The following is a 13083-nucleotide window of genomic DNA, read 5'->3' as shown; positions in this document are numbered from 1 at the left end:
TGTGCCCAAAATAATAGGCCTCCTTGCGCGGTCGCAAGGAGGCCTATTTGTGCTGCGCGAGAGGCGACGGGCGGGGAGGGCCGCCGCGCGCGTTCGCTTTAGAATTTGACGCGCACGCCCACCGAATAGGTCGTTTCGTCGTACGACATCTCGTTGTTGATATTCGTATATCCGGGATAGTCGTAGTAAGTCGAAGTGTTGTTCCCGAGGATGTTGGTGCCGCCGATGTCGACGCGGATAGCGTCGGTGATGTCATAGCCGATGTTGAAGTCGAGCCGCCCGGCGCCGCGCGCATAGGTGACGAGTGCCGGCACCTCCAGCGAAGCGATCGTCTCTTCGGTCATGGGCCGCAGCGTCGGTTGGCCGGTGGCGTCGAGTGCCAGATATTTGGAGCGATAGGTATAAACCAGCCGCGCGTTGACCCCGCTCTTTTCGTACAGCAGGCCGACGGTATAATTATATTTCGACACGCCCTGTAGCGGATAACCCGCCAGCGGATCGTCTCCGCCGACCTTGGAATCGGCAAGCGTGAAGGCGCCCTGCACCCCGAGCCCCGACAGCGCGCCGGGCAGGAAGTCCAAGAAATATTGGGTGCTGAGTTCGATACCCTTCAGCGTCGCCTGGCCGACGTTGCGCGGGCGCGCGACCGAATAATCGACGCCGTCGATCATCTCGACCGCGCCGCTCGTGATGACGCGATCGGTGATGTCGCGGTAATAGCCCGCGATCGCCACATAGCCGCTGGGGAAATAATATTCGAAGGTCGCGTCGAGGCTTTCGGACTTCTGCGCCTTGAGGTCGGGGTTGCCGGCATTGCCGGTGCTCTGAACCAGCGGGTTGTTCGACTGGTTGAGCGTGATCGCCGGGTTGAGCGCTTCGAAGTTCGGGCGGCGCAGCGATTTGGCATAGCCGAAGCGGATCTGGATATTGTCGCCGATCCGGAAACGCGCCGTCGCATTGGGCAGCCAGTCGTGATCGACCGAGTCGGCGGTCAGCCGGTCATATTCGCCGCCCTCCGCCTCGACGAAAGTGCCGATCGTGCGGCTCGTGCGGATATAGCGCATCCCGACGACCCCATCCAAGGTGATGCTGTTCGACAGGTCGGTTTCATATTTGCCCTGCACATAGGCGGCGAGCGTATCCTCCTTTGCGTCGAACGCGCGTCCCGGATCATAGTCGGGCCGCCCCGCCGGCAATCCGAAATAGGCGCGCGCCGCGTCGAGCCCGTCTTCGGACAGCAGGAAGTCGGGGTTGGGAATATAGAAGCGCGAACCATTGTTGAGGTCGGGCGCGCGCGAGCCGAGCACGAGGAAATCGTCGGGCAGGCCGGTGTCCGAAACCAGCACCGCCCGGTCTTCGGAATCGGTACCGATATTGCCGCCCGGAATCCTCTTGTTCAGATTGACCGCCTGCTCCTCGGCCGAACGGTGCGCATAGCGGACGCCGACCGCGATATTCGACAGGAAGCCGTCGAGGTCGTAATCGACGTCACCCTTCGCCTGGAACAGCTTGCCGCGGTTCTCGGTGAAATTCTGGATCAGCGCGTTGCGGATATAGAGATTGTCGCGGCTGAGCAGCGCATCGCCCGGCACCGTATATTCGGCGTGGCCGCCGTTATCCATCGTTACGGTCAGGCTGGGCAGCCGCTGCCCGATGTCCGAGGTGATATTCTGCAGCTCGAATTTCGAGGTCTGATACGCGACGTCGAGCACCGCGTTCAGCCGGCCCTCTTCATATTTCAGCCCGCCGGCGAACTGCTTGTTGCGCTGGTTGAGGTCGCGCGCCTGCGTCGTCTGGTTCGACACCAGATTGGCGAAGGTCATGCTTTCGGGCTGGCATAGCTCGACCGGGTTATCGAGTTGTGCTTGGGTCAGCGTCCACGACTCTATGCCCTCGGCGTCGGTCTGGATGACCGGGTTGTTGCCGTTCGAACGAACATAGGTGTCGATGCAACTCGCGCCGGGCGTAACGTCGGTGATCGTCGTGCCGTTGGTAAAGGGCTGGATATTCGCGCCGTTGCGGCTGCCGCGGTCGCGGAAATAGGTGTAGAAGCCCTCGGCATAGACTTCGAGCGACGGCGATGCCTGCCATTGCAGCGCGCCGTTGACCTGATGCCGCTCGATAGAGCCTTGCTGCGGGAAGTTCTGGAGGATGCCGGGGATGACATAACCCGGCGTGTTGAACGGCCCGGTGTTGGTGCTGCGCCGTTGGAACAGCACCGTCGACGCGCGGTAATAGTCGGACTTCGAATAGGTGCCGTTGATCAGTGCCCCGATCTCGCCGATGCCGGTATCCCACCGGTCGGTCGCGAGCAGGCTGAACTGCGGATTGATCTTGTCGACGCGGTCGCCGTAATTGGCGCGGCCGCCAAGAACGACGGTCGGATCCCTGAAATTGAACGGGCGGTTGAGCTGGAGGTCGATCACCCCGGCGAGCCCGCCTTCGGTCAGGTCGGCGGTCTGCGACTTGAAAACGTTGACGCGTGAGAGCGCCTCGGCGGGCATATCCTGCAGGTCGAAGTTGCGGCCGATCGTCGAAAAGACCTCGCGCCCGTTGACCGTGGTGAGCACATCGGGAAGGCCGCGCACGCGCACGTCGCCAAGCTCGTTGTTGCGGTTCACGGAGACCTGGACGCCGGGCACGCGCTGGAGCGCGGCAGCGGTGGTGGGATCGGGCAGCTTGCCGATGTCCTGCGCGACGATCGCATCGACCACCTGCACCGACTCGCGCTTGATGTCGGCCGCGCGCTCGAGCGAGCGGCGGACGCCGGTGACGACGATGGCGTCTTCCGGTTCCTGTGCCGCGTCGGCGACACTATCGGTCGCGGCGGTGTCATTTGCGCTGGTGGATTGTCCCCATGCCGGGGCGCTCGCGACGAGCGCAAGCACCGATACCGCCGCCGAAAAACGCGTCTGCATTTTCATCCTGTCCTCTCCCAACGTCCGGCAGGCATTTTTGCCTTTGGGCGTCGCCAAACAGGGGGAGGGCTGTCGAAGAGTCGGGGGCGCATCCGGCCTCAATCCCGATTTCACGCAGCTAGCCGTACCGTTTCGTCGACGCTTCACGGCGGAAGTTGACCAAGGGATCGAATAAAGTCAATATATATATGATAAATCGGTGAATAGGGAGAGAGTCGGGTGAATATCAAACAGACCGTTCGTCGATTGGCCCGCGCGGGCTGTGCCGCCGCGGCGCTGGCGGCGGGCATATTGCCGTCGGCCGCCAGCGCAGCGGAAACGCCGACCCGCCCGCAACCCACCCGTCCGAACGTCGTCGTGATCCTGCTCGACGACGTCGGCTTTTCCGACATGGGCAGCTTCGGCGGCGAAATCCCGACGCCGAACATCGACGCGCTGACGAAAAACGGCCTCGCCTTCACGCAATTCTACAATAATGCGCGCTGCAGCCCGTCGCGGGCGTCGCTGCTTACGGGCACCTATCCGCATCAGGCGGGGCTGGGGCATCTCGAATCGGTCCATGTGCCGGGCTCGAAGGGACTGCACAGCAAGCTTTCGGACCGCGTCGTCACCTTGGCCGAGGTGCTGAAATCGGCGGGCTATTTCACCGCGATGGCGGGCAAATGGCATCTCGGCATCTCACGCGGCGTCGGCCCGTGGCAGCGCGGCTTCGACCGGTCGCTCACCTCGCCTTCGGGCGAACTCTATTATCCCGACCAGCCGCAGCGGCTCGCGCAATCGGTCTATATCGACGGCGAGCGTGTGCCCGCCAATTCGCCGCGCGTCGGGCAGGGCTATTGGTATTCGTCGGACATGTTCATCGACTGGCAGACGAAATTCATCGGGGAGGCGCGCGAACAGCACAAACCCTTCTTTCTCTATATGCCCTTCGTCGGGGCGCATTTTCCGCTGATGGCGCCGCCCGAGGATGCGGCGAAATTCAAGGGCCATTATATGCGCGGCTGGGAGGTCATCCGCCGCGAACGCTTCGAGCGGCAAAAGAAGCTCGGCATCATCGCCGCCGACGCCGAACTGCCCGCCGCGCTGCCGGGGAGCTACGACTGGAACAAGCTGTCGGCCGGGGAGAAGGACCGTTTCGATACGATGATGGCGGTCTATGCCGCGGTGATCCACCGCGTCGACCGCTCGATCGGTACGCTCGTCGATCGGCTGCGGCAATCGGGCGAACTCGACAATACGCTGATCCTTTTGATGAGCGACAATGGCGGCACCGCCGAAAGCGGCCCTGACGGCCGTCTCAAGGGTGAAGGTCTGCCGGGCAGCGCACAGTCGGTGGTGTGGACCGGAATGAACTGGGCGACGCTGCAGAATGCGCCCTTCCAATATTATAAGCACCACACTTATGAGGGCGGGATCGCGACGCCGCTGATCGCGCATTGGCCACGCGGGATCGCCGCGAAGGCGCGCGGCACGCTCGTGCGCGAGCCGGGGCATCTGATCGACGTCATGCCCACCCTCGTGGAACTGGCCGGCGCCACTTATCCAAAGTCCTTCAATGGTCATGCCATCCTGCCGATGGAGGGGCGTTCGATGGTGCCGGCCTTCCGCGGCGAGGCGCTGACGCGCGGCAAGCCGATCTTTTGGGAGCATGAAGGAAACCGCGCCGTCCGCGACGGCAAGTGGAAACTCGTCGCGGGCTTTCAGAAGCCGTGGCAGCTTTTCGACATGACCGCCGATCGCACGGAGATGCACAACCTTGCGGCGACGGAGCCCGACCGGGTGCGCAAGATGGCCGGACAATGGGACGCTTGGGCCGCGCGGAGCTATGTCGACGCCTGGAGCGAGGATTATGATCCGCACCTCAAGGGGCGGGAACGTCAGGTTTGGGGCGGTGCCGAAGCTCCGCAATTGCCCCATGCGCTGGTCGGAAAATAGGCCGGGCCGCGCGGACGAGGCGCGCGCCTTTCACGCCTCCGGCAGGGCCGGATCTTGCATGAGCGCCGCCAGAAAATCGTCGGCCCAGCCAATCACATCGGCGTCGCGGACGACGGCGTAGAGCTTTTCCCATCGGGCTTTGCGCTCGGCGAGCGGCATGTGCATCGCGGTCCAGATCGCACGCGCGACTTCGCCGCCGTCGTGCGGATTGACGAGCAACGCATCGGTGAGCTGCTCGGCCGCGCCCGCGAAGCGCGAGAGGACGAGCACGCCGGGGTCTTCGGGATCCTGCGCGGCGACATATTCCTTGGCGACAAGGTTCATCCCGTCGCGAAGCGGGGTGACGAGGCCGATCTTGGCGGCGCGATAGAAACCGAACAGTTCGGCGCGGCAGAAGCCCCGGTTGACGTAACGGATCGGGACGAGATCGACGTCCGAATGCGCGCCGTTGAACTGGCCGGTCTTCTGTTCGAGCGTCGCGCGGATCTGCTGATAAGACCGGACGTCCTCGCGCGAGGGCGGGGCGATCTGGACGAACAGCAGTTGGTTGACCATGTCGTCGTGGCCGGAGAACAGCCGTTCGAGCGCGTCGATCCGTTCGGGAAGCCCCTTGCTGTAATCGAGCCGGTCGACGCCGATCGCGATCGTGCGCTTGCGCGCGCTGCCGCCGAGCCGCTGTTGTGATCGCTTGGCAATCTCGGTCTCGCCGAGCGCCATGAATTCATCATGGTCGATGCCGATGGGAAAGGCGCGGGCGATGGTGCTGCGATTGCCGATGCGGACCGTACCGCTGTCCTCGTCGACCTCGGCGCCATGTTCCTTGCGGCAATAATGGAGAAAGCTCTCGAGCCATTCGACCGACTGAAAGCCGATGACATCATAGTGGAGCATCGCGGCGACCAGCCGCTCGTGATGCGGGAGCGAAACGAGCAGGCGGGTCGGCGGCCAGGGGATATGCAGGAACAGGCCGATGCGGTTCCGCACCCCCTGCGCGCGCAGCCGTTCGCCGAGCGGCAGGAAGTGGTAATCCTGCACCCAGACGACGTCCTCCTCCTCGATCAGCGGATGGAGGCTGTTCGCGAAATGCTCGTTGACGCGTTCATAACCGCGGCCGAATTCATTCTCATATTCGGCGAGGTCAATCCGGTAATGAAAGAGCGGCCATAGCGTGCGGTTGGCATAGCCGTTGTAATATTCGTCGACGTCTTGGGGTTCGAGATCGACGGTCGCGGTGGTGAAGCCGTCGGCGCGTTCCATCGTGAGCTGACCGGTGAAATGTTCGACCTCGTTTCCCGACCAGCCGAACCAGATGCCGCCGCGCTTGTGCAGCGCCGCGCTCATCGCGACGGCAAGCCCGCCCTGCGCCCCCGCCGCGCCGCGCCCTTTCGCGACAGACACGCGGTTCGAGACGACGATCAACCGGCTCATCGCACCGTGTCCCAGCCGCGCGACAGCAGCCCCGCGCAATGGATGATGCCGACGAGCGAATAGGTCTGCGGGAAATTGCCCCACAGCTCGCCGTTTTCGAAATCGAGATCCTCGGAGAGCAGGCCCGAGGGGGTGCGATGCGCGAGCATCTTTTCGAACAGCGCGCGTGCCTCGTCGCTTCGACCGCACAGGTGCAGCGCCTCGATCAGCCAGAAGGTGCAGAAGTTGAAGGCGGTCTCGGGCAGGCCGAAATCATCCTCGCTGTCGTATCGCAGCATATGCTCGCCGCGGCGCAGCGCCTTTTCGATCGCGGCGAAGGTCGCCTGGAAACGCGGATTGTCGGCGCGGATATAGCGCAGCTCGACCATCTGGAGCAGGCTGGCGTCGAGGTGGGCGTGGCCGAAGGCGGCGCCATAATGGCCCGCCGCATCATCCCAGGCCTCGCGCTCGATCGTTTGGCGAATCTTCGCCGCGCGGTCGTTCCAATAGGCTTCGCGGTCGGGCTTGCCGATGCGCGCCGCGACATTGCCGAGCCGGTCGCACGCCGCCCAGCTCATCACCGCCGAATAGGTGTGGACGAGCTGTTTGGTGCGAAATTCCCACAAGCCGGCGTCGGGCTGGTCGTGCATCGCCCATGCGACCTCGCCGACGCTTTCGAGGCTTTCGAAATCGCGCTCGTCGGCCATGCGGAACAATCGCTGGTCGAAGAAGCCCTGCACCGTCGGCAATACGATCTGGCCGTAGGCGTCGTGCTGGATCTGCTGATAGGCGGCGTTGCCGATGCGCACCGGTCCCATGCCGCGATAACCGGCGAGATGTTCGGCGACGCCTTCGTCGAGTTCGGCGACGCCCATTACCGAATAGAGCGGCTGGACCTGCCCGCCGGCGGCGCGGTCGACGATGTTGCGCAAGTAAGCGAGATATTTTTCGAGCACGTCGAGCGCGCCCAGCCGGTTCAGCGCCTGCACCGTGTAATAGGCGTCGCGGATCCAGCAATAGCGATAATCCCAATTGCGCTCGCTGTGCGGCGCCTCGGGGATCGAGGTCGTCAGCGCGGCGACGATCGCACCGGTTTCCTCATGCTGACAGAGTTTGAGCGTGATCGCGGCGCGGATCACCGCGTCCTGCCAGTCCATCGGCGTCGCGAGCCCGCGCACCCAGCTGCGCCAATATTGGCCCGTCGCCTCCTCCATCCCGCGCACCGATTCGCGGACGTTGCCCGTGAAAGGCTCGTCGGGGCCGAGGAAGAAATGGAGGTCGGATTCGACGCGGAAGGCGAGCTCCTGCATGAGATAGCCGACCGGTGCGTCGGTGGTCAGGCGGAGCGGCTGGTTGCCGATCAGATAGCGGATATGGTTGGTGCCGCGCGTCGTCGGCGCGCGTTCGGCGCCATGGTCGCGCATCGGCGACAAGTTCATCCGGATGCGCGGACTGCCCGCCACGGGACGAACGATGCGCGTATAGGCGACCGGCCGGTACATGCGCCCCGAACGTTGGGCGCGCGGGCAGAAGTCGATGATGTCGACCGCGCTGCCATCCTCGGCTTCGAGGCGCGTGACGAGGATCGGCGTGTTGCGGCTGTAGCGGGGGATGGCGCGCACCTGCCCCTCGAGCGCGAAGCGCCACACGCCCTCGTCCTGCCGCTCGCCGTTCATCAGGGCGCAGAAGACCGGATCGCCGTCGACGCGCGGGACGCATCCCCACACGAGTCCCGCCGCGCCGTCGACGAGCGCGCTGACCTGGCAATTGCCGATCGGCCAGAGCGACAGGTCGCTCACAGGTTCAGCCAATTATAGACGTCCCGCGTGCCCGGAAGCCGATAGTGGGCGGCGGTCGGACGCGGTGGGCCGACCAGAATGCCATGCCCGCCCGCCGCGGCGGCGGCCGCAAAACCGTCTTCGTCGGTCACGTCGTCGCCGATGAAGATCGGGATGGCGCCCGCATAGGGCGGCTGGCTCATCAGTCGTGCCACCGCCTGTCCCTTGTTGGCTTGTGGCGGCCCCAGTTCGACAACCATCTTGCCTTGCCGCACAGCCAGGCCTTCGTGCTCCGCAATGCCGTCCATGACCCTAAAGACGGCTGCCTCGGCGTCTGGTTCCTGCCGATAATGAATTGCGATGCCGTGCGGCTTGGTTTCGACGAGGAGACCGGGCCACGCGCCCGCGAGCGCCGCGATCGCCCCCGTCGCATCGTGGGAGATGCCAGTGGTCGGGTCGTCGGCATCGCCGTGTTCGGCGCCGTGCGAACCCACGATCCGGATCGAGCCGCGCCCGAGATGTCCGCCTATATCGGCAAGCGACCGTCCGGTGATCAGCGCGAGGCGGCCATCCATGCGCGCCGCAAGACCTTCGAGCCGCCGCGCGAGGTCGTCGGGAACCAGAATGGCATCCGGAGTTTCCGCGATTTCGACGAGCGTGCCGTCGAAATCGAGGAAGAGCGCCACCGGCTGCCGCGCTGTCCATTCCGAAAGTGGGGGAGGAGGCGGGAGGCTGTCCTCTTTGTGCATCGCAGCAAGGCTAGAGTCCGAAGATGCGAGGGTCAACCATCGACCGACCGGCCGAATCTGCTTCGCCGTGTCTCCGAGGTCCGCTGCGCCCTTCGTGCCTTGAGCAGGTCCTGGCGCGAGAGAATGCCGACGACCTTGTGCGTCTCCCGATCGACGATAGGCACGCGCGCGACACCCGTCTCGACGATCAGGTCGGCAATAACGCCGCACGGGGTTTCGGGATATGCGGTGGTTTGCGACGCGTCCGAAAGCGTTTCGGTGAGCGTGGCCCCTTCGTCGAATGCGCCCGCTTTCCATCGCAGGGCGTCCGATCGCGATGCGAGCCCGACCAGACGGCCTTCGGCATCCACCACCGGATAGCTGCGATGGGTCGCCTCCTCGGTAAAGAAGCGCAAGGCGGCATGCACCGTCATGTCCGCCGGCAAGGTCGCCGGGTCGGGCGTCATCAGCTGGCCCGCCTGCTGCAGATCGAGCGGGTCGACGGTATATTCCTGCAGGATATGCCGCCCGCGCCGAGCGATCTTTTCGGTGAGGATCGAGCGCCTCATACAAAGCACGCTGATCGCATAGGCAAATCCCGATGCGGCGATCACCGCGGGAAGCGCGTCGAAACGGCCCGTCAGCTCGGCGGCGAATATGGCTCCCGTGAGCGGCGCGCGCATGGCGCCGCTCATGATCCCCGCCATGCCTATCATGGCCCAGAAACCCGTCGAGCCCGGCAGCCACAGGCCCGCGATGCAACCCGCCGCTCCGCCGAGTATCAGGAGCGGGGCGAGCACGCCGCCCGACGTTCCGGAGCCCAGCGCGACAAGCCAGACGACCGCTTTCACCGCCAGCAAGATGACTGCCGCGCGCAAGGCCATGGAGCCGTCGACCAGCGTCTGGATATTGGAGTAGCCGGCACCAAGGACACGCGCATCGATCAATCCGCCCACACCGACGACGAGGGCGCCGATCGCCGGCCACCACATCCAGTGGACGGGAAGGCGGTGGAACAGGTCTTCGATCCGATAGAGAAGGCTGGAGAGGAGCGCCGCGAGTAACCCGACGATCACGCCGATTCCCGCGGCCGCGGCGACGATCCAGCCATCGGTCGGAAGCGGCCAGATCGCGGGGAACATCGGCCCATGACCAATCAACTCCGGCCTCCACGCCGCGGCCACGAGCACGCTGATCACGACGGGCACAAAGCTTCGGGGCTTCCATTCGAACAGGAGAACTTCGACCGCCAGAAGGATTGCGGCCATCGGCGTGCCGAATATGGCGACCATGCCGGCCGCCGCGCCGGCGACCAGCAACGTCTTTCGTTCGGCGGCGCTCAGGTGAAAACATTGGGCGAAGAGCGATCCGATCGCGCCCCCCGTCATAATGACGGGACCTTCGGCGCCGAACGGTCCGCCGCTTCCGATCGAGATGGCCGCCGAGATCGGTTTGAGGATCGCGACTTTCGGCGACAGCCGGCTTTCGCCGAACAGGATCGTCTCGATCGCTTCGGGAATGCCATGACCCCTGATCTTTTCCGATCCGAAACGCGCCATCACGCCGATGATCAGGCTGCCGATCACCGGAATTGCCACGATGGCGAGGCCCACGGCGGCATCGGTGATTTCGACTTCCTGCGCCGACAGACGGCCGAACCAGAAGGCGTTGGTAGCGATCGCGATCGATTTGAGCAGGAGCCACGCGCCGAACGCGCCGCCCGTCCCGATGACCGGCGCCATGAAACAGAGCAATATCATTCGGCGATCGACACTATGGTCAGCCAGTTGATGGCCGGGGATCACTCGGGCAGAAAGAAGGCTCAACACAGTGCCTCATAAAATTGGGGAGCGGCCAATTATATCGTGATGCGATATAATTCAACCCGAGGATTGCATGGCTTCAGACTTGACCGACATCGATTATGCCGCGCTCGCGGAATTTCGTTTCGCGCTGCGGCGGTTTCAGATGTTCAGCGAAACCAAGGCGGGGGAAGCGGGGCTGACGCCGCAGCAGCATCAGGTGCTGCTCGCGATCCGGGCCGCCGCTCCCGACGAGGCGACGGTCGGATATGTGGCGCAGCGCCTGATCGTGAAGCCGCACACCGCTTCCGAACTGCTCGACCGGCTCGAAGCGATCGACCTCGTCCGGCGCGAGCCCGCCCCATCGGATCGGCGGCGCGCGCTGCTTCGGCTCACGTCCCAGGCGACCGGCATATTGTCGGACCTTTCCTCGGCGCATCGGGAAGAGATACGCCGGCTCCAGCCGTTGCTTGTCGAGCATCTGACACGCTTGACATAAGCGCAACGGCTCCTCCGCTCCGTCGGCTCGCCGTGTCCGCGGCACGGCCGGGCAACATGCCATTTGGCGCAAGGCCGCACGATGCGGCACGGGGCATTGCTGTTCGACAGGAGCTTCTTATGCCCAAATCTTCCGGCATTCTTGCCGCGCTGTGCCTTGTCGGTGCGGCGCTGTCCGTCGCCCCTGCCGTGCAAGCCCAAGAGGCGGCGCGGTCGGCTTCCCTGGCTCCCGGCACCAAAGTCTATGACCAGGACGGTCAAGAGATCGGCCAGATCGTCAAGGTGGAGGGCGACAAGATCGCGATCGCGGTCAACGGCAGCGGGCTGGTGGTATCGAAGAGCGCCTTTCTGATGACCAAAAAGGGGCCGGCGCTAAAGGCGCCGAAGGCGAAAATCTTCGCGGTGCTGAAGGAGGCGGAAGCTGATGCGGCGGCGGTCGAGGGAGCGTTGAAACCAGGCGCCGAGGTGCGCAGCGCCGATGGCGCGGCGGTGCTTGGCAAGGTCAAGGCGATGGCGCCGCAGGGCGCGGTGCTGACCACCCGCGATGGCAATATCACGATGCCGCGCGCGGCGTTTTTCCTGTCGGACAAGGGATTGGCCGTGAAGGTCACCAAAGAGCAGTTCGTCGCGGGCGTCAGGGCGGCGCGCGCGCAGAAGAAAGCCGCCGAGCAGAGCCGATAACCGACCGCTCATTCTGGTGTGGGCAAGTCGAAGGGGTTCAGGCGCGAAGCCGATAGCCGACAGCCAGCTCGTTTATAATGAGCTTCGGCTGGGCGGGGTCTACCTCAAGTTTCTGGCGCAAACCGCGCACCGCGATCCGCAAATATTCCACGCGCTCGACGTGCGCCGGCCCCCACACCGATTTCAGCAGCTGGGTATGGCTGAGGACACGGTCCGGACGCTGCGCCAGTTCGGCGAGAACCGCATATTCTTTCGGCGTAAGATGAACTTCCCGCTCATCCTTGAGTACGCGCCGGTGTTCGAGGTCGATCCGCACGGCTCCCGCTTCGACGATGCTGACCGGTTCGCCGGCGGCTGCCGTCCGCAAGTGGCGAAGCGCGGTGCGGATCCGCGCCAGCAATTCGTCGGTGTCGAAGGGTTTGGTGACATAGTCGTCGGCGCCAAGGTCCAGCGCGGTGACCTTTTCCGCGCCGTCGTCGCGCGCCGACACCACGATGACGATCGCGGCCGAGCGCAGACGGATGAGCCCTATCAGCTCCAGCCCGTCGCGATCGGGCAAGCCGAGGTCGAGGAGGACGACATCGGGCCGCTCGATATCGAGCAGGGCAATCGCCTGGCGCGCATCCGCTGCCTCGACAACCGCGTGCCCTGCGCGGTGCATCGTGGCCCGCAGCAATCGACGAATGTGGGGATCGTCCTCGACAATCAGGATTTTTGCGCCTTGCGACATAGTGCCTTGTTACTTTTGTCCAAAGCGCGCGTCGAGCGCGCGATTGAGCAGCAGCACATTGACCCGCGGTTCGCCAAGGAAGCCGAGCGCCGGTTGCTCGACGGCGGTTTCGACGAGCGCGCGGACCTGTGGGGCGGGAAGATTCCGTGCAGCAGCAACGCGGTCTGTCTGCGAAAAAGCCGCCTCGGGGCTGATATGGGGGTCGAGCCCCGAGGCGGAGGTCGTCACCAGGTCGGGCGGGACAGGGCGGCCCGGTGCCGTTCGGGAAAGCGCGGCGATGTCGGTGCGCACGCGGTCGATAAGTGTCTGGCTTGCCGGGCCGAGGTTCGAGCCCGCCGAAGCGGCGGCGTCATACCCATCGATGCCGGCAGCCGACGGGCGGCCATGGAAATAGGCGGCGCTCGCGAATTTCTGTCCGATCAGTTCGGAACCGATCACCTTGTCCCCGTCGCGGATCAGGCTGCCGTTCGCCTGCGCGGGGAAAAACGTCTGGCCGATTCCGGTGAGGGCGAGCGGGTAGGCGATGCCGAGCAGCGCGGCGAAGAGCAGCGTCAGCACCAGCGCGGGGCGGACGGCGGTTTTGAGGTCGGAAAGCATGATGTGTCC

Annotated in this window: 10 protein-coding genes; 3 read left to right on the top strand and 7 right to left on the bottom strand. The window is 64.6% G+C overall.

The window, feature by feature from the left end; genetic code table 11:
- Nucleotides 1-98 precede the first annotated feature (98 nt).
- The gene (locus GGR90_RS02150) at nucleotides 99-2924 is read right to left on the bottom strand and encodes a TonB-dependent receptor (protein ID WP_245198365.1); all 2826 of its coding nucleotides are present in this window, start codon (nucleotides 2922-2924) and stop codon (nucleotides 99-101) included.
- Between the two features lie 213 nt (nucleotides 2925-3137).
- Here GGR90_RS02150 and GGR90_RS02145 point away from each other — a divergent pair, with 213 nt between their 5' ends.
- Complete coding sequence (locus GGR90_RS02145; protein WP_167919054.1) at nucleotides 3138-4853, top strand: sulfatase-like hydrolase/transferase; 1716 nt, start codon at nucleotides 3138-3140, stop codon at nucleotides 4851-4853.
- 30 nt (nucleotides 4854-4883) lie between these two features.
- Here GGR90_RS02145 and GGR90_RS02140 read toward each other — a convergent pair whose 3' ends face one another.
- The 4 genes from GGR90_RS02140 to GGR90_RS02125 are packed head-to-tail and all read right to left on the bottom strand — an operon-like array spanning nucleotide 4884 to nucleotide 10592.
- A complete protein-coding gene (locus tag GGR90_RS02140) occupies nucleotides 4884-6281 on the bottom strand; it encodes an alpha,alpha-trehalose-phosphate synthase (UDP-forming) (RefSeq protein WP_167919052.1) in 1398 nt (465 codons plus the stop codon).
- Nucleotides 6278-8071 (bottom strand): glycoside hydrolase family 15 protein, encoded by a 1794-nt coding sequence (locus GGR90_RS02135; protein ID WP_209023533.1) that lies wholly within the window; start codon nucleotides 8069-8071, stop codon nucleotides 6278-6280. The genes GGR90_RS02140 and GGR90_RS02135 overlap by 4 nt, the downstream gene beginning before the upstream one ends.
- Nucleotides 8056-8787 carry a trehalose-phosphatase gene (otsB, locus tag GGR90_RS02130; RefSeq protein WP_167919050.1) on the bottom strand — a complete coding sequence of 244 codons (732 nt, stop codon included), beginning with the start codon at nucleotides 8785-8787 and terminating at the stop codon, nucleotides 8056-8058. The genes GGR90_RS02135 and otsB overlap by 16 nt, the downstream gene beginning before the upstream one ends.
- 32 nt (nucleotides 8788-8819) lie before the next feature.
- Complete coding sequence (locus GGR90_RS02125; RefSeq protein WP_167919041.1) at nucleotides 8820-10592, bottom strand: chloride channel protein; 1773 nt, start codon at nucleotides 10590-10592, stop codon at nucleotides 8820-8822.
- A gap of 70 nt (nucleotides 10593-10662) precedes the next feature.
- Here GGR90_RS02125 and GGR90_RS02120 point away from each other — a divergent pair, with 70 nt between their 5' ends.
- Both GGR90_RS02120 and GGR90_RS02115 read left to right on the top strand, forming a co-directional pair.
- Nucleotides 10663-11067 (top strand): MarR family winged helix-turn-helix transcriptional regulator, encoded by a 405-nt coding sequence (locus GGR90_RS02120; RefSeq protein ID WP_167919039.1) that lies wholly within the window; start codon nucleotides 10663-10665, stop codon nucleotides 11065-11067.
- Nucleotides 11068-11123: 56 nt separating this feature from the next.
- Nucleotides 11124-11747: a hypothetical protein gene (locus GGR90_RS02115; RefSeq protein ID WP_167919037.1), complete on the top strand. Its 624-nt coding sequence runs from the start codon at nucleotides 11124-11126 to the stop codon at nucleotides 11745-11747.
- 37 nt (nucleotides 11748-11784) lie between these two features.
- On the opposite strand, the gene GGR90_RS02110 is transcribed toward GGR90_RS02115, so the two are convergent.
- Nucleotides 11785-12477 carry a response regulator gene (locus GGR90_RS02110; RefSeq protein ID WP_167919035.1) on the bottom strand — a complete coding sequence of 231 codons (693 nt, stop codon included), beginning with the start codon at nucleotides 12475-12477 and terminating at the stop codon, nucleotides 11785-11787.
- Nucleotides 12478-12486: 9 nt separating this feature from the next.
- On the bottom strand, nucleotides 12487-13074 hold the full coding sequence (kdpC, locus tag GGR90_RS02105) for a potassium-transporting ATPase subunit KdpC (protein ID WP_167919033.1): 588 nt from the start codon (nucleotides 13072-13074) through the stop codon (nucleotides 12487-12489).
- Nucleotides 13075-13083: the final 9 nt, after the last annotated feature.

This window comes from Sphingopyxis italica, from assembly GCF_011926545.1.
Taxonomy (GTDB): domain Bacteria; phylum Pseudomonadota; class Alphaproteobacteria; order Sphingomonadales; family Sphingomonadaceae; genus Sphingopyxis; species Sphingopyxis italica.
Note: the sequence above shows the minus strand (reverse complement) of the source record. Positions and strands in the feature narration are given on the sequence as shown.